This is a genomic window from Bacillus sp. FSL R7-0166 (genome assembly GCF_038008935.1).
Taxonomy (GTDB): Bacteria; Bacillota; Bacilli; order Bacillales; family Bacillaceae; genus Bacillus; species Bacillus altitudinis.
Genome location: NZ_JBBPAC010000001.1, coordinates 2,328,279 through 2,345,782, shown reverse-complemented (window position 1 = coordinate 2,345,782; position 17,504 = coordinate 2,328,279). Strand labels below are relative to the sequence as shown.

The 17,504-nt window shown below is 37.3% G+C and carries 15 protein-coding genes; 12 read left to right on the top strand and 3 right to left on the bottom strand.

Annotated elements, in window-relative coordinates; translation table 11 throughout:
- Position 1: 1 nt before the first annotated feature.
- From NST01_RS12110 to NST01_RS12100, 3 genes are read right to left on the bottom strand one after another with little or no spacing between them, the layout of a single operon-like run.
- Complete coding sequence (locus NST01_RS12110) at positions 2 to 700, bottom strand: amino acid ABC transporter permease (RefSeq protein WP_008342617.1); 699 nt, start codon at positions 698 to 700, stop codon at positions 2 to 4.
- Positions 697 to 1,557 carry an amino acid ABC transporter substrate-binding protein gene (locus NST01_RS12105; protein WP_125589849.1) on the bottom strand — a complete coding sequence of 287 codons (861 nt, stop codon included), beginning with the start codon at positions 1,555 to 1,557 and terminating at the stop codon, positions 697 to 699. The genes NST01_RS12110 and NST01_RS12105 overlap by 4 nt, the downstream gene beginning before the upstream one ends.
- Positions 1,554 to 2,318, bottom strand: coding sequence for an amino acid ABC transporter ATP-binding protein (locus tag NST01_RS12100; protein ID WP_034646521.1), 765 nt, complete (start codon positions 2,316 to 2,318; stop codon positions 1,554 to 1,556). Before NST01_RS12100 ends, NST01_RS12105 begins: the two co-directional genes overlap by 4 nt.
- Positions 2,319 to 2,462: 144 nt before the next feature.
- Between NST01_RS12100 and NST01_RS12095 the strand changes: the two genes are divergently transcribed.
- From NST01_RS12095 to NST01_RS12040, 12 genes are all read left to right on the top strand, one after another.
- Positions 2,463 to 3,632, top strand: coding sequence for an acyl-CoA dehydrogenase family protein (locus NST01_RS12095; protein ID WP_136944780.1), 1,170 nt, complete (start codon positions 2,463 to 2,465; stop codon positions 3,630 to 3,632).
- A 115-nt stretch (positions 3,633 to 3,747) separates the two neighbouring features.
- On the top strand, positions 3,748 to 4,536 hold the full coding sequence (blaBPU, locus tag NST01_RS12090) for a BPU family class D beta-lactamase (RefSeq protein WP_081114540.1): 789 nt from the start codon (positions 3,748 to 3,750) through the stop codon (positions 4,534 to 4,536).
- Between the two features lie 304 nt (positions 4,537 to 4,840).
- Positions 4,841 to 11,689 (top strand): DNRLRE domain-containing protein, encoded by a 6,849-nt coding sequence (locus tag NST01_RS12085; RefSeq protein WP_411801840.1) that lies wholly within the window; start codon positions 4,841 to 4,843, stop codon positions 11,687 to 11,689.
- A gap of 15 nt (positions 11,690 to 11,704) precedes the next feature.
- Complete coding sequence (locus NST01_RS12080) at positions 11,705 to 12,463, top strand: hypothetical protein (protein WP_254000680.1); 759 nt, start codon at positions 11,705 to 11,707, stop codon at positions 12,461 to 12,463.
- A 183-nt stretch (positions 12,464 to 12,646) separates the two neighbouring features.
- Positions 12,647 to 12,883 carry a hypothetical protein gene (locus NST01_RS12075; RefSeq protein ID WP_235633542.1) on the top strand — a complete coding sequence of 79 codons (237 nt, stop codon included), beginning with the start codon at positions 12,647 to 12,649 and terminating at the stop codon, positions 12,881 to 12,883.
- A 371-nt stretch (positions 12,884 to 13,254) separates the two neighbouring features.
- Positions 13,255 to 13,650 (top strand): hypothetical protein, encoded by a 396-nt coding sequence (locus NST01_RS12070; protein ID WP_235633541.1) that lies wholly within the window; start codon positions 13,255 to 13,257, stop codon positions 13,648 to 13,650.
- A gap of 293 nt (positions 13,651 to 13,943) precedes the next feature.
- Entirely contained in the window at positions 13,944 to 14,702 is a 759-nt protein-coding gene (locus tag NST01_RS12065) for an Imm26 family immunity protein (RefSeq protein ID WP_008342601.1), read from the top strand.
- A 47-nt stretch (positions 14,703 to 14,749) separates the two neighbouring features.
- On the top strand, positions 14,750 to 14,992 hold the full coding sequence (locus NST01_RS12060) for a DNA-binding protein (RefSeq protein ID WP_254000679.1): 243 nt from the start codon (positions 14,750 to 14,752) through the stop codon (positions 14,990 to 14,992).
- Positions 14,993 to 15,057: 65 nt separating this feature from the next.
- Positions 15,058 to 15,441 carry a DUF2750 domain-containing protein gene (locus tag NST01_RS12055; RefSeq protein ID WP_322535883.1) on the top strand — a complete coding sequence of 128 codons (384 nt, stop codon included), beginning with the start codon at positions 15,058 to 15,060 and terminating at the stop codon, positions 15,439 to 15,441.
- Between the two features lie 24 nt (positions 15,442 to 15,465).
- The gene (locus NST01_RS12050; RefSeq protein ID WP_056705355.1) at positions 15,466 to 16,095 is read left to right on the top strand and encodes a hypothetical protein; all 630 of its coding nucleotides are present in this window, start codon (positions 15,466 to 15,468) and stop codon (positions 16,093 to 16,095) included.
- 56 nt (positions 16,096 to 16,151) lie between these two features.
- Entirely contained in the window at positions 16,152 to 16,760 is a 609-nt protein-coding gene (locus tag NST01_RS12045; RefSeq protein WP_017358071.1) for a hypothetical protein, read from the top strand.
- 23 nt (positions 16,761 to 16,783) lie between these two features.
- Positions 16,784 to 17,467, top strand: a complete 684-nt coding sequence (locus NST01_RS12040; protein ID WP_046344065.1) for a DUF7003 family protein — start codon at positions 16,784 to 16,786, stop codon at positions 17,465 to 17,467.
- Positions 17,468 to 17,504: the final 37 nt, after the last annotated feature.

Here is a 17,504-nt window from a genome sequence, read left to right as displayed (position 1 = left end):
CTTAGCGTGACAGGCTGGTGCGGCCTTTCACAAATTTTCTTTCCAGTAGCATCGTGATCAGTTCAATACTGATGCAAATCAGCCAATACACAATTGCAATGATGACGTACACTTCAAACATCCCTATCCCGTAGTTATTACCTAGTATGATTTTGACCTGTCCCATCATATCAATGAGTCCGATTGTAAATGCAATGGCGGTATCTTTCACGAGATCAATGGTGTAATTTCCGAGGTTCGGAAGTGCAATGAGAAAGGCTTGCGGAATAATGATCCTCATTAATGCCTGCGTATCTGTCATCCCAACAATGTAAGCTGCTTCAAGCTGATCTTTCCCAACAGAGGAATATGCACTGCGAAAGACTTCAGATAAATAAGCGCCCGTATGTAACGAGAATGTGATCATCACAAATAACACACGATCCCAATGATTGATTTGAATTCCCGCCATGAGTAAAAGCTGAGGCAGGCCAAAATAAATGAGGAATAACTGAACAATGAGCGGTGTACTTCGTGTAAATGACAAATAAATGACCGCCAATTGTTTCAGCACTGGAATTTGTTTGATTCGAATGCAAGCAAACAGCAATCCGATGATGATGGCAAAAAACAATGACACCACAATCATCAGAAATGTGAGTGGCAGGCGATCAACCACCTGTAAAAAGATTCTTAACCAATCTCCAGCTGTAAACGTCATGGCACTTCCTTCCTTTCTTCATATTGATAGCCTTGCTCTGATATATAGTCAATATCTTGAAAGAAATCAACGCCAAACCATTTCTTCGCAAGGTCAGGTAATGTTCCGTCTTCTATCATCTCTTGTGTCACTCGGTCCAATTGTGATGCTAGTTTCTTTTGACTAGGCTGTAAGACAAGATAAATAGGTTCCTTTGAGACAATGCCGCCCACTTTGACTTTCAGGTGAAGATGTTTTTGAATCGTATCAAAGGTCGAAATATTCATAAAAGCCGCATCGGACCGTCCACTTTCGACTCGTTTTAAATTGAGTTCGTTTGAAGGGCTTTCAATGGTCGTGAGCGGAATTTTCCGATCATTTTCTTCATTATATTGATTTAATATGGAACGAAGGCCGCCGCTAGGACTGACGGGAGCGAGCTTTTTTGATGTCATATCGTCTAGAGATTGAATATCTTGCTCTGATTCATTCACAATTAAACCTGTCATCGAATAGCCGTATGGAACCTTAGGATAAAGAAAGCGTTTTTCACGTTCAGGATTACTAAAAAACCAATTAGCCGCCATTTCAAATTTCCCAGCGCCGATCCCAATTAAATTGGATTCTTCCTCGCCGAAGATATAATCAAAATGAATGTGTGGCAAACGTTTCTCGACTTCATTTAAATAATCGATGTTATAGCCAATCGGTTCGTTGCGGTCATTTGTGGCTAAAAAAGGCGGATTGACTTCTGCGCTTAGTGCGACTTTGACAATTTGTCTGCCATCATCTGTTGTCGTTTTCACACTGCTGCAGCCAATGAGAGAGAGGAGAAACAGAAGGATACTAGCGGCGGTGAATAAAGTCTTGCGCTTCATCTGTCTTCCTCCAATCCTTGCCACATCCCGCGATGAATTCTTGATAAAAATTGTTTCGTCCGTTCATGCTGAGGCTTCATCAGGACGTCTTCTGGTGAGCCTTTTTCAACGATTTCCCCATCTGCCATAAAGATCACTGTATCCGCTACATCTTTTGCAAACGAGATTTCATGCGTCACAATGACCATCGTCATGCCTTGGCTCGCAATATCTTTCATCATTTCAAGGATTTCTCCGACCATCTCTGGGTCTAGTGCGGACGTTGGTTCATCAAACAAAAGCACCGCAGGATTCATGGCAAGAGCACGAGCAATCCCAATCCGCTGCTGTTGACCGCCGGATAATTCACTTGGAAACGCATCTTTTTTATGAAGCAGCCCAATTCGCGTTAACAATTGCTCTCCGATTTTTTCCGCCTCTTTTTTAGACATGTTTTGAGACACAATCAATCCTTCTGTGATGTTTTCAAGTGCTCGTTTATTTTGAAACAAGTGATAATGCTGAAACACCATAGACGATTGCTGTCTGAGTTTTAGAAGATCTTTTTTTCGATATTGTTCAAATTGAATCGTGGCTTCTCCAACTGTCAGCGTTCCTTTGTCTGGGATATCAAGGCTGTTTAAACTGCGGAGAAGGGTTGTTTTTCCTGATCCGCTCGGTCCAATAATGGCGACCACTTCACCTTCTTGTACGGTGAAATCAATTCCTTTTAACACATGAGTTGACCCATAGGATTTATGTAGATTAATAGCAGAAATCATAAAAGCATCACGTTCCTTTGACATATGTACTTAATATTGATAAAATTTAACACATTAAATCCTATAAGTAAAGTGTGTTTTAATAATACCTATTGGATAAATCGGATATGATAGATTGCGAGAAACAGAGGAGTTGGATACGTTTTGTCTAAAGCATTATTTGTCGATACAGATTTTCAAAAAAATTGGCTGAATCAACTAGAATCCCTTCGTGAAACGATCGAACAGTCTGCAAAAGAACATGATGAGGGTGCCTATTTTCCTAAACAGAATATCGAATCATTAGTAGAACTGGGCTATACAACGTTGTCTCTGCCTGTTGAGTACGGGGGCGGGGGTCAATCTGTAAAGGATATGGTCCTTTTTCAAGAAACACTAGGAAGTATGGATGGAGCAACTGCCTTATCGATCGGTTGGCACCAAGGAGTTGTTGGTGAAATTTATGAAAAGAAACTATGGAATGAGAAGCAGCTGCAATTTTTTGCTGAAGAAATCAAAAATGGGGCTCTTGTGAACCGGGCCGTCAGTGAGGCGCAGACAGGGAGTCCAACAAGAGGAGGCAAACCTGGAACAACTGCAACGAGATCAGGAGATCAATGGGTGATCAGTGGCAGGAAAACATTCACAACGATGTCACCAGCACTCACATATTTTCTTGTCGGTGTATGGATCGAAGAAAAAGAAGCGATGGGCTTCTTCTTAATTCACCGTGATACAAAAGGTGTTTCTATAGAAGAAACGTGGGATGTTGTTGGCATGAGAGGAACGGAGAGCCATGATTTAATTCTAGATCAAGTGGAAGTCCCAGATGACATGTTGGTTGAAGTGCAGAAAGGACCTCGGGGGGGTACGTTAAACCCTTGGATCGCACATATCCCTTCCTGTTATTTAGGGATTGCGCAAGCGGCAAGAGACTATGCTGTTCAATATGCCATCACCCATTCACCGAACAGTATTAGCGGAACGATTAGCGAACTGCCAAATGTCCAAACACTGATTGGCGAAATTGATTTACTACTAAAGCAAGCACGCCATGTCATCTATTCAACGACAACATTGTATGAGCAGCCAGAGAAAAGAGAGCTGTTAATCAATGAATTCGGTGCTGTGAAGCATACAGTCGTCAATCATAGTCTGCAAGTGGTCGATAAAGCCATGCGTTTAGTCGGTGCAAAAAGCTTAAGCCTTAGCTGCCCGCTTCAACGTTACTATCGAGACATTCGTGCTGGCCTTCATAACCCACCAATGGACGATATGACGATTTCGAAAATTGCAAAGCAAGCGATAGAAGAGAAAAAATTGAGCATACAATAAACAGAAAGCCGGATAAAACCGGCTTTTTTTATTGAAAAAGAGGACGAGCGGCTCTTATTTCTGATCAGCCAGCATGCTACAATCGATTGCAATCATGAGCAAAGAGGGTGATTGTTTGCAAAAAAAGAAGATGAAATGGCTGATTGCTGGCGCGATGCTTGTAGCACTTTGTATGAGCAAGCCTGCATCAAGTGAAGGAACATCTCCAAAATGGTCCGTCGATGAATTTATGAAAGATCGGGAAGGCACATTTGTGATTCAAGAAGTAAAAGAAAAATCACCATGGGTGTATAACAAAAAAAGAGCGAACAAGCGCTTTGCACCTCAATCAACGTTTAAAATAGCAAATGCCTTAATCGGACTTCAAACAGGTGCAGTTAAAGATGAATACGACATTAAATATTGGGACGGAGTAAAAAGAGAGATTGATAATTGGAATAAGGACCATACACTGGGCTCTGGCATGAGAGATTCAGTCGTCTGGTATTATCAAGCTATGGCACGTGACATCGGGGAAGAGCGCATGGCCCATTGGATAAAAGCCATTCATTATGGGAATCAAGACATATCTGGCGGAATCGATCAATTTTGGCTAAGCAGTACGTTGCGCATTTCTCCAGTAGAACAAGTCCATTTCCTAAAACAGTTATATGAAGAAAGTCTCCCATTTGACCTATCGGTTATGAGAACCGTCAAACGAATGATGATACAAGAAGAAGAGAAACACACCACGCTATACGGAAAAACAGGCTCCGGATCAGGCATAGGCTGGTACGCAGGCTTCATCAAACATGAAAACAAAACCTACATCTTCGCCACAAATATAGAAGGCACCGGACTAGAAGCAAAAGAAATCACCTATCGTATTTTGAAAAAATATCATTTGGTAGAAGCATCCGTTTAGGGTGCTTTTTTTATGAGTGAATTTGGGGATATATTGATAAAAAGATGATACTTGGGTTAGTTTGAAAGGATGATATATTTTTAGAAAAATATTGAAACGTTATCTTAAATATATTATGATATATGACGTATTGTTACAAATGTTACAAATATATGATAAGGAGATTAATATGAACCTAAAAAGAAAAGTAAATTGGAAAAGAAATATTGCAGCGCTTCTAGCCTTTGTGATGCTTATATCAATGTTACCTTCTGACATTTTTGCAGAAGAACATGTAGAAAATACAAAATCAAGTCATAACAGCATGCCAGAAACAGACGATTCAAAAACCCTTGAAATAGCAGGGATTGATGAAGCTGAAATTGGTAAAGACGGAGAAGTTCTTTCGGAAAGAACAGCCAATAGCAAACTTTTCTATGAAGGAGAGGGAGTATTTACGCAAGAAGTATATCCTGACCCCATTCATATAAAAGAGTCACCAGATGCTGAGTGGGAGGACATCTCTCCAGAGTTAAAAGCAACTTCGAAAAAAGAAATAGAAACGGAAAATGCAAGGTTAGATTCAACCTTTCAAAAACAAATGAAGCAAGGGCTTTATGCTACATTCGAACACAAGAAGCATCAAATTGAATTTTCAATTTTAAAAGCTTCAGGAACAAACAAATCAGAAATTCGTTCCAAAGATACCTCTGCACAATTTAAAGAAAACACCAACGAACTTACATACGAAGAGGTATTTCCACATATTGATTTACGATCATTTACTTTTAATGAAAATATCAAAGAAGATATTGTACTCAAACGATATGATGGCTACAATTCTTTTACATTTAAAATAAAGACAGATCTAACTGGAGAAATTGAGGAAGATGGTTCTATTAGATTTTTTGATCAGAAAAAACAGACCATTTTTCAAGTTCCAAAACCGTTTATGACCGATTCAAATCTAGATGAAAAGTCAGGCGAAGTGGCTCGATCAGAAGATGTGAGCTTTGAATTGCAAAAAGAAGATGATGGCTATTTACTTCGTGTAACTGCTGATGAGAAATGGCTTAAGGATCCTGAACGAGTTTATCCTGTGTCTATCGATCCATCGACTTCTTTATCTGTTTCATCAGACACATTCATTATGAGTGCATACCCAACAACAAACTATTCAACATCTACGCAAAAATGGGATGCTAATCTGAAAAGTTATGTCCTGAAAACCGGTTATTATGATAAAACAACTGGTACAAACTACGCGTTCATGAAGTTTAATTCATTCAAACCGATTCAAAATATGAATGTAACAAAAGCGACGCTCAAAACGTATGTTGCTCATTCATATTACGGGACGAAAGCAACTGGTCTTTGGCTTGATACAGTGAATGCCAACTATGATCATACAAAGCTAACATGGAACAATAAACCAAGTTCTAAAAACATCGGTAAGGCCAACGTATATAAAGGACAATGGGCGAGTTATGATGTGACATCGACCATCAAAGCTTGGAATAGTGGAACAGCTAACTACGGCTTTAAATTACATGCTAATGGAAATGGACAAGACCATTGGAAAAAAATAATCTCATCAACAAACTCAACCAAAAAACCAGTCATTGAAGTCACATATACCATTCCACAAGCAAATGCACCAACTGTAAAAGGTTTTAGTAATGGAAATGGGACAGGTTACTTAAACTTAAGTTGGAAAAAGGTGTCTGGCGCAAAAGGTTACAAAGTGTGGCTATACAACGGAAAAGAATATGAAGCCATTTCAGTTGGGAATGTAGCATCATGGAGTACAAAAGGAAAGAATATTTGGCCGACAGCAAGCGAGATTGCAGCTAAGAAATATAAACTTCATTTAGATGGAAAAGGGGGGACAGAATTAGCAGTTGATCCTTCCCCGGTTTACAAAAACTCAGGTGGTAATTATGCGACAAGCAAAAATTATTGGGTAGCTGTAAGTGCGATTTTCGACCAAGGTGAAGGCGCAATGTCAGCAAAAGTAAAACCTGTCGTGCCGAATGTGGCTAGAGCGAAAGCACCTAGTACAAAAGGATTCAATAATAATAACGCAACAGGTTACTTTGATCTTTCTTGGACTTCAGTTTCCGGTGCGACCGGTTATAAAATACAAATGTTTAATGGGAAAAGCTATGAGACATTGGATCTCGGTAATCAAACATCATGGTCAACAAAAGGAAAAAAAGTATGGCCAACAGCTGCTGAGATTAAAGCAGGTAAATTTGCATTGCACCTCCAAGATGGAAAAGGGGCTGAGCTTCCAATTCATCCTGGTGCGACTTATAAAAATGCTGGAGGAGATGCGGCTCAAAAACATTATTCCTTCAGAGTGATCGCCTACAATAAAGATGGAGAAGCTATTGCTTCACCGCCATCTGGACCAACTTTACCTGATCTATCTAGACCAAAAGCTTTATCTGGATATGCTTATACGAATACGAAAGAGAGCCAAACAGGTTATATCAATTTACATTGGGACAAAGTAAAAAATGCAAAAGGATATAAAATTAACATCTATAATGGTAAGGCATATCAATCATTTGATGTTGGTGATGTCGATCATTGGACAACACAAAATAAGAACATTTGGCCGACTCCTACTGAAGTTACAAGTGGGAAATATGTGCTTCATACAGATGGTAAAGGCGGGGAATTAGCGCTAGACCCATCACCAGTTTATGAAAATGCGAATGGAAATTATAAAGGACGCAAGAACTACTCCTTTACCCTTTCCGCATACGATGCAAATGGAGAAACCATTCCGACACCAGCCTTTAACCCGACATTCCATGAAGGTGCCGAATTCCTTGGAATAGAGGATTACTGGTCGATTATTGATATACCAGACGGCCAGCTGAATGGTGCAACTGGTAATGTGATTGTCAGTGAAGAAGAAATGTCGATCGATGGAAGAGGACCGGGACTTGGAATTGGTCGCACGTATAACAGTTTAGATGCAGCTGACCATCTGTTTGGTCAAGGGTGGTACGCAGATGTAGAAACTAGTATCACTCCAACAAAAGAAGGTGCCATCTATCTTGATGAGGATGCCACAACTCATATTTTTACAAAAAAAGCAGATGGTACGTATCAACCACCAACAGGTATTTTCCTTGAATTAACGGAATCAAAAGATGAATACATGTTAAAAACGAAGGATCAAACCTTTGCACACTTTAGTAAAAATGGTGGGAAAATCACCAAGATTGTAGATGGACATAAAAATACAACGACATACAAATATAACGAAAACAATCAGCTCACTTCAATGGAAGATGCATCTGGCCGAAAAATAACAATGGAATATGATGAAGATGGTCATATCACCTCGGTTCAAGGACCAAAAGGAAAAAAACTTTCATATGAGTATGATGCAGGCTTTCTAATAAAAGTCATTGATTCAGATGGAACGAGTATCTCATATGAATACGACAAAGAAGGCAGATTGATTAAACAATTCTCTCAAAACAGCACAGAAGATCAGCCTGTTTTTACAGAATACCAATATGAAAATCACCGTTTAGTCAAAGCGATCAATGCAAAAAAAGAAACCTTTGAGTATGCATATGATATGTCTAAAAAGACACTCATGCTGACGCAGCCAAATGGTCGAAAAATACAGTATACGTATAACGAAGCAGCCAATCCAATTCAAGTTGTAGATGATGCGGAAGGTTTGAAGATTACGACCAAAACCAAATATGAAGGAAATCAAATCGTTGAAGAAACTGATCCCAATGATGTAGAAAAAGGAAAAGCTACAGAAAGCTATTCGTATGACAAAAATGGCAACGTCATTCAAGCGAAAGATGCTTACGGGACAGAAACCTACGAGTATAACAAAAACAACGATGTCACTAAAGTAAAAGATACAGAAGGAGATATTACAGATATCGCCTATGATGGATTAGATGCTGTATCTGAAACGGATCAAAGTGGAAATATGTCTTCAGCAAGTATTTATGATTCGTATGGGAATTTGGTACAAACGAGTAAAGAACTTGCTGCAGGTGCGAGTATATTAAAAAATGGCAGTTTTGAAGATACGCTAACTGGCTGGAAGCTTACAGCATCTAAGGATGATGGGAAATTAGCGCAAACAGCTGGAAAAAGTGGTGCTTTGTCTGGCAGTCGAGTGTTAGAGATCAGTTCACAATCGACAACTGAAGGAACTGAACTTGGCTATTCTTCTGCTACTCAAGAAGTGACACTAGAGCCAAATACGACGTATACACTGAGTGGAAAAATCAAGACAGAGCTAACGAAAGCAAGAGCATTTTTTAACATTGATTTAAGAGATACAAACAACAAACGAATTCAATGGATCAGCAACGGCTACAGCACATTATCAGGCAAAAACGATTGGACTAAACGCCAAGTCACGTTTACGACGCCATCTCATGCAGGTAAAGCTGTGATCTATATGGAAGTGGATCATCGAGATAAGGCTGGAAAAGGAAAAGCCTGGTTCGATGAAATTCAGTTAGAAAAAGGCGAAGTTTCATCAAGTTATAATCCAGTCAAAAATAATTCCTTTACGGATAAAACAACAAGCTGGAGTGGGTCAGGTGGTTCATTAGATAATGAAGAAGGCTTTAACGATGACGTTTCGTTAAAAATGACCAGAACATCTTCATCTCAAGCGAATGTCATCTATAAACAATCTGTCCCGATTGAACAAAGTGCGAATGATCAATCTGTGTATGTCACCTTGACTGGGATGTCTAAGTCTGAAGATGTCAAAGCCTCAAATGAAAATGATTACTCACTTCAAGCGTCCGTCACGTATACAGACGGCACAACAGGAACGTTTAATGCAAAATTCCCAACCGGTACACAAGAATGGAACCGAGCGGCGGTTGTCATACCAAAAACAAAACCATTGAAAAAAGTCGACGTTCAGATTGTTTTCCAAAAAAGCGCGATTGGAACGGTTTGGTTTGATGATATCCGTCTAGTAGAAGGTAGTCTGTTAACGAAAACTACTTACGACGAGAAAGGGAACTATGCTGTTAAAGAAGAGGATGAGCTTGGTTACTCATCTCAATCTGCCTACGACGAAACGGGCAAAAAGCTTTCAGAAACAGATGCGAAAGGCGAAAAAACAACATTCGAATACGACCAGGCAGACCAGCTGAAGAAAATCACTTTATCTAACGGGACATCCATTGTGAGAACCTACGATAAAGAGGGCAATGAACGGTCGAAAACCATTCGTGCTGATTCAGATCAGACGTATCAATTTGAATATGACCTGATGGGCAAATTGACGAAAACCATTGATCCTTTAGGAAATGTGTTAAAAAGTGAATATGATGCGAATAGCAACTTAATCAAAACCATTTCTGCTAATGGACATGAAGTGTCTCTCACGTATGATGGAACAGACCGAGTGAAATCCAAGTCATACAATGGAACAGAAAAATATAACTTTAGCTATGATAAAAACGGAAACGAAACAACGGTTGTCAACAAAGAACAAAACACAACCAAAAACAGAACGTTCGACCAACAAAACCGCATCACAAAGTTAGCAGAGCGTGGCAGCAGTCAAACTTGGACGTATCCAGCCGATTCAGATAAACTGAAATCCTTTGAATGGACACACGGAAATCAAAAAGGGACGAACCAATTCAGTTACAATAAGCTTGATCAAATGACGCAGATGAAGGATTCGAGTTCTACGTATTCGTTTGATTATGATGAAAATGGAAATGTTCAGTCCTTTATTACAGGTAACGGCAGTGGTGCTAGCTTTGCTTATGATGAGCGCAATTTAATTAATGATTTGCACATTGGAACAAGCCAAGGGGCAACGATCTTAAACGAAGCTTACGAATATGATCAAAATGGAAACAGAATAACGATTGATCAAGGAAGCAATGGGAAGATTCGTTATGAATATGGAAAATTAGATCAATTGATCAAAGAAACTCATCCAGAAGGCACGGTCATTGAGTACACATATGATGGGTTTGGAAACAGAAAAACCGTTACGATTGAAAAAAATGGCACTAAAAAAACAATCAACGCATCATTCAACATCATGAACCAACTGACAAAGGTAAATGATGAGACTTTAACTTATGACAAAAATGGCAACCGAACGTCTGACGGGCAATTCCTTTATGAATGGGATGCAGAAGATAACATAACGGCCATCACGAAAAAAGGCGAAGACAAGCCATTTGTCACTTACAAATATGATGAGCGTGGATATAGAATTCAAAAAACAGTGAATGGAAAAGTCACCAATTATTTTTATGATGGTGATAGTCTGAATGTTTTATACGAAACAGATGGAGACAACGAAGTCACAAAAACATACACATACGGTGAGAGTGGACAACTCCTTGCATTCACGCAAAATGGAAACAAATATTTCTATCACTACAATGCACACGGTGATGTCATAGCCATCACAAATAGTGCAGGAAAAATCGTTGCTGAGTACGAATACGATACATGGGGCGTTCCAACAAAAGTAAAAGAAAATGAAGAAGTAAAAGGAAACCCATATCGCTATGCTGGTTACCGCTTCGACGAAGAAACAGGACTTTACTATCTAATCGCCCGCTACTATGAACCAAAAAATGGCGTATTCCTATCACTTGACCCAGACCCAGGAAGCGATGGAGATGCACTAGATCAAAACGGATATACCTATGGAAACAACAACCCAGTCATGAATGTAGACCCAGACGGCCATTGGGTATGGTTAGTTGTCAATGCAGGATTTGCGGTATATGATGGATACAAAGCTTATAAATCGGGCAAGGGCTGGAAAGGCGCAGCTTTAGCAGCAGCATCTAATTTTGGACCAGGGAAGATATTTAAGGGTGCAAGCCGAATTTTAAAAGGTGCACATTCTGTATATACATTAAGAAAAGGTAAAAAGGTCGTTTATGTAGGAAGAACAAAAAATGTTAAGAAAAGAAAAGCTGCACATAAAAAGAAACACGGTGATGCTTTCTTTAAAAAAGAAGAAAGTGGTTTAACCTATGCTGAAGCAAGGGGGTTAGAGCATCGTTTGTATCTACAACATGGTGGAAAGAAAAAGCTTCGAAATAAAATAAGACCAATTAGCAAAAAGAACAAAAAGTATAAATATTACTTGTCGGAATCAAGAAAATATAAATAAGGAGTGTGCTTTCAAATGGGTTTTTGGGAAGAAGAACATAAGAAAAAGAACATTATGATCGGTGATGACGGGTTAGATATTTTTGAAGAAGCGATCGAACAATTTTATGAAATGACTGAGGAACATTTGGAGAGAAAGCCAACGATGGATGAGATGCTTTTGACCATCATGACGGTCTTAAATAACGGAGGCAGCCACTATTTTGATGATTTAAATGAGAAAGAAGTAACGGATATTAAAGTAACAACTAAAAAAGCAAAAACTTTAAGTAAAGTAGAACCAGGAGCTATTATTGAACTCCCGTTAGAAGAAATTGGAAAATTGAGCTATGCTTTAATCATTTCAGGTGAGGGAAAAAATCAATATGATGATATTTTAATCCAATACTATGATTTGTTTGTTGATGACAGAATAGAAAAAAGTGAGTTAAAACAATTGATAAAAAAAGAGAATGGACTATTTGTTGCAAGTACAGGATTGACAGGATTTTTAAGTGGTTCATGGAAAGTCATTACAAAAATAAAGCAAGATTTTATAAAAGAAGAGGATCTTCAAAATCTGAAATTCGTGGAATACCGAGATGGAAATTATTATGTAAGCAAGGGTAAAGAAGGTCACGATGCACCTGTTAGGTCCTTAGAGGTTGCTGATCCAAAAACCGCTAAAATGATATTTAACCCGATTGGTATGTATGGCGAATACATTATTAAAAGTATTCTTACTTTATATTTTAAAGGTATGTCAATGGAAGATATTATTAAATACGAAATATAGGCATCTATCATGAGGGTCAGCTGATAAAGATGATTTGTTTTAAAAGCCTTATGGAATAGTAGTATTTCAAAAAGTAAGCAATATAGCTTTCTATCGTTTAGCAAACAAACCTCCACTTTATCAGTAGGAGGTTTGTTTGCTTTAAAGATCATTTGAGTTTCTACAGTAATTGAGGTGAAAAAATTGAAGAAAGTTAAATTAAACACAATGACCAAAGAATCTATCGCAGATATCGAAAAAGAAATAACAAATATCGCACTGAATCTAGTGAAAGAAAAACAAGCAAAATTTAAAGATTTAGGTTTAACAATCAATGCTGAATTTGGAAGATTCGTATATGGAAAAAAATATAGAGGGAGAGAAATTCAAGTCTCAGATTGTTTTACAACAGGATATCATTCATCCATATATTTTCAGTAGAATATCTAAATGGTGAAGAGCTTCATGATGGTGAAGAAGGTGATCAAGGTTATTGTATAGACCATCTCGATATTTGGATTTGTGTATCGAATAATCTCGTGAGCAAAAAAGGAGATTTAATAGAATTTGAAAATGAAGCAGATTTGCGGGGAATGATTTTACCATTAATTGATGAACTTTATGAAGAAGCAACAGAAATTCTTCAATTTCTAAGCAGCTAGGATTTTTTCAACCGGTCTAAAAAGAAGAGAAATGGTGCTTCAATGGGAACAAGATAAAGTAGAGCATTTGCAGTAAAGAAAGCAAAGGAATAATATAAGCAAACATTCAAGGCTAAGGTGATTAAAATTTTATTAGGAGGCTTATAAGCAGTGCATTTGAAAAATATACAATTAATGTCAGATGACGATCGTGGAATTTTAGCTAGTCAATCTCTTTGTATGACTGAAATGTTTTTATACGAATTAGAAAAGAAATTTCAAACGAAAGATTGTGAGGCTATTGTTTTGATATGTGGATCTTTTAAAGACTACAAATTAATTAGTACCTCAAAAGAAGAACCTAACATGTTATTTTTAAAAAATACGTATGAGCTAGAAGTACCCTTTTGTTACAGTGAATTTGAACATGCAATAAATAAGAAAAAGATCTTAGCTGACACTTTGGAAAAAGCGATGCTCTATCTGTGTGAACTGAAAAATTGGGAAAGTCAGCAAGTCAAAGCGGCATTTCAAAAAATGAAAGAAAAGGAATATAAAGAAAATTAAGTCCTGATAAAACAAAGAAAGCATATCCTCTGATTGAATTAGATTTAAAGCAGTTTACTCTTTATCTTGTAGTTGAAGACAATAAAAGAAATATCTTAAATAAAAAATTAATTGCTAAAACCGATATCTATTTAGAAGACATTTCGTATCACATGAGAGAGCTAAAGTGGCTAACTGATCATGAAGTGGCACTTTTCAAACGTGCAAATAAAACAGTTTATACAAGTATACATTTATCGTGATAAATCAAAATGAGAAAATAAAGAACCCAATATATAAGGAGGGTATTCTAAATGGGCTTTTGGGAAGAAGTACATAAGAAAAAGAACATCATAATTGGTGATGATGGATTAGATATTTTTGAAGAAGCGATTGAACAATTCTATGAAATGACTGAGGAACATTTGAAGAGAAAGCCAACGATTGATGAGATGCTTTTGACAATTATGATGGCTTTAAACAATGGAGGTAGTCACTATTTTGATGATTTAAACGACAAAGAAGTAACGGATATTAAAATAACAACTAAAAAAGTAAAAACTTTAAGTAAAGTAGAACCAGGAGCTATATTTGAACTCCCATTAAAAGAAGTTGGGAAATTGAGCTATGCTTTGATCATTTCGGGTGAGGGGAAAAATCAATATGATGATATTTTAATCCAATACTATGATTTGTTTGTTGATGAAAGAATAGAAAAAAATGAGTTAAAACAATTGATAAAAAAAGAGAAAGGACTATTCGTTGCAAATACAGGCCTGACAGGCTTTTTAAGTGGTTCATGGAAAGTCATCACAAAAATAAATCAAGATTTTATAAAAGAAGAGGATCTTCAAAATCTGAAATTCGTGGAATACCGAAATGGAAATTATTACGTAAGCGAGGGTAAAGAAGGTTCCGATACACCTGCTATGGACTTAGAGGTTGCTGATCCAAAAACGGCTAAGACTATATTTAACCCGATGGGTATACGTAGCGAATACACTATTAAAAACATTCTTACTTTATATTTTAAAGGTATGTCAATGGAGGATATTATTAAATATGAAATATAGGCAGTTTACAGCGTAAAATGAGTTTTGAGAAAGGAATGGTGTAATAAATGGCTGAACCAAAAATGCTAGACTGTTTAAATAAAATACGAAATGTCTTAAAGGGGACGATCACAAGAGAACAAGTGTCTGATTGGGCTGAAATTTACGTTTCTGCAGACGATCCAGAAATAGACGATGATGAAGTTTGGGATATGCTGATTCTTTTAAGTGGAATTGATTTGAAAGATTCACCTAATTCTTACTTACATTCTGTAGATGATTTGAATGACTGGTTAGAAGAATACAAATAGTTCCTATGTATGAGCTTGCTAAATTCTTATGATTAAGCCCATTTATAAATAAAAGGCGTGACGCAATGTCTATGCATCCGAAAGAATTAGAAACCACCATGCAATTACCTGCGAAAAAGTGTTATGACTATTTCATCAAAAAGATTGTTGATTTTGAAGAGGTTTGGTCATTAAGAAACGAGAAGGGGTGGGTGATGTCAGAGGATGATTATCGTGTACCGCAGCTTCATTTTTGGCCGACAGAGGAACATGCCGCTTATTGTGCGATCGACCAATGGGAAAAAACAGTGCCAGAAATGATTGATTTAGACGATTTTATAGAAGAGTGGCTGCCGGGAATGTTAGCAGATGGAATCAATCCGTCCATTTTCTATAATCGAAATAATTCGTTGTCAATTGAAATTCAAACATTAAAAGAAGATATAGAGGAAGAATTAAAAAACTACTAGTTCGACAAGAGTGGAGGTAGTTGTTTGAAACGGCTTGAAGATTTATTTATTCGTTCAGAAAAAGAATTCAAATTCTATCAGAATTTAGTAGACCATGTGTTTGAAACAAGTAAAGAGCTGCCACAACAAGTTTTTCGTAAGACATTTGATTGTTTTTTGTTTCAAGAGTTTGATTGGGCATTGAGTGATGATATTTTACCAACCATAAAAGAGTTATCAACTGTTACACAAGATAGAGAATTTTTGACTGCAGTCCTTCAACCAGATCCAACCGCATATTATTTGAAGGAATTTGGTTATTATCATTGGCTGAAAGCGAGTGTGAACATTTCAGGTGAGGATTATGTAAATGCACTATGGATGCACCCAAAAGGTTCCATAGCGGATAATATAATCACGCATTCGAATATAGTTGTCTGGTTAGCTCATTCTTTGCAGTGGGCGATTTGGGCAGATAGAGATATGGAAATTTGTATCATAGGAATGGTATCAACAAAAGATTCTGTGAAAAATAGGTTATTAAAAGAAGGGTGGAAACCAATGGATCACCCTGTTTTAGCAAATTGGTTTGAAGGATTATTGAAGGATCAAAAAACATTCAATGATTATTACACTCAAATGCTCTCTCATTATGCGTCATGTTACAAGCGGTGAAATGGATTATTAATGACTGATGATAGACTTACCCGAAGATATGAAAGGAGCATAAAGTGAAACATTTGTTTATATCCGATCCAAAAGAATTTGAACATGTTCTATCGTTTGTTCATTCGCTCATTCACAGTACGAAGACATTCCCTGATCAAGTGTTGAAAACGAAAACCCCTCATTATTTATTCGAAGAATTCCATTGGTTGTTATCAGATGATGGTTGGGAAATGTTAAAAGGTTTAGCTTTGAATCATCATGATGACTATATACTCATGGCTGTATTAGATGAGCAGAAGAGCATGGATGATTATTATCATGATTTTGGTTATTATCCTTGGGTGAAAGTACCGTTAAACCTTACTCCAAGTGATTACCTCGATCTCTTAACGGATTATCCGATAGAGAGTGTAAATGATAGCATAATGGATATTGCTTCACGTGTGATATGGGTTTCCCCTTCTGCGAAATGGATCATTTATGGCGACAGAGGTTATGAGATAGGAGTACTAGCGATTCTTCAATTAGAACAAATGAATAAACAATTGTTAAAAACGTGGAGAATTTTAGATGAGATTGTATTAGGCTGGATTTCAGTTGTATTTCCGAATCAAAAACTTCCTGATGATTTTAAAAAAGAACTGATTCGAAATTATACAAACGTAGAATGAAATAACTTCATAAGGAGGAAGACATGAATCAAATAGACAGTGTGTTATCTATACTAGATGAGTCTTTTCTAAATAAAGAGTTTCCATTATTAGATAATGGGAACTTTGATTTTGCCAAAGGGAAGCTTTCTCTATTTACTAGAGAGGAAAATTGGCTGATCACGATTCAATTATTCGGTTTATCGAAGGTAGGACCGTCTATTGATTTTTTTGCGATTGGTCATGATTTGAAGAATGGATCAATCAATTTTCTACTGGATGAGCTTTTTGATTTCGTGGATCATCATCATGAAATAATAGATGATGATGAGATAGAACATGGGTTCACAAAGCATCCTTTACGGATTAGATTAAATGGAGACTATTTTCATGTTCAAATACCAGAGTCATGCCAAGCTGATGTAACAGAGGAAAATGAATGGATTACTTTGTTAAGAGAAATGGCCAAACATCAAGATTTGCTGGATAGTTTATGGATGACAGATCAAGAACAATTTGACATCGTTCAGCATGTATATGATAAACCGCTCTACACAACTGAATCATGGTTTCATCCAGAAACGCATAGCCAACTCCCTAGTCAATCTCCTTTTTTTCAATCGGTTGCGAAGAGTTTGATCTATCAAGATCCAACATGCATTGTAAATATAAACACGAACACTGACTGGAGATTATGGTCAGATTTTGATACTGTGGAATATTTTTAGTTTCGTCTGATGTTTTAAATCGGTGAGGTGGAGCAAG

Coding starts and splice junctions, on each gene's coding strand:
- NST01_RS12110 (WP_008342617.1), bottom strand. CDS start 700: ATGACGTTTACAGCTGGAGATTGGTTAAGAATCTTTTTACAGGTGGTT.
- NST01_RS12105 (WP_125589849.1), bottom strand. CDS start 1,557: ATGAAGCGCAAGACTTTATTCACCGCCGCTAGTATCCTTCTGTTTCTC.
- NST01_RS12100 (WP_034646521.1), bottom strand. CDS start 2,318: ATGATTTCTGCTATTAATCTACATAAATCCTATGGGTCAACTCATGTG.
- NST01_RS12085 (WP_411801840.1), top strand. CDS start 4,841: ATGCCAGAAACAGACGATTCAAAAACCCTTGAAATAGCAGGGATTGAT.
- NST01_RS12080 (WP_254000680.1), top strand. CDS start 11,705: ATGGGTTTTTGGGAAGAAGAACATAAGAAAAAGAACATTATGATCGGT.
- NST01_RS12065 (WP_008342601.1), top strand. CDS start 13,944: ATGGGCTTTTGGGAAGAAGTACATAAGAAAAAGAACATCATAATTGGT.
- NST01_RS12060 (WP_254000679.1), top strand. CDS start 14,750: ATGGCTGAACCAAAAATGCTAGACTGTTTAAATAAAATACGAAATGTC.
- NST01_RS12055 (WP_322535883.1), top strand. CDS start 15,058: ATGTCTATGCATCCGAAAGAATTAGAAACCACCATGCAATTACCTGCG.
- NST01_RS12040 (WP_046344065.1), top strand. CDS start 16,784: ATGAATCAAATAGACAGTGTGTTATCTATACTAGATGAGTCTTTTCTA.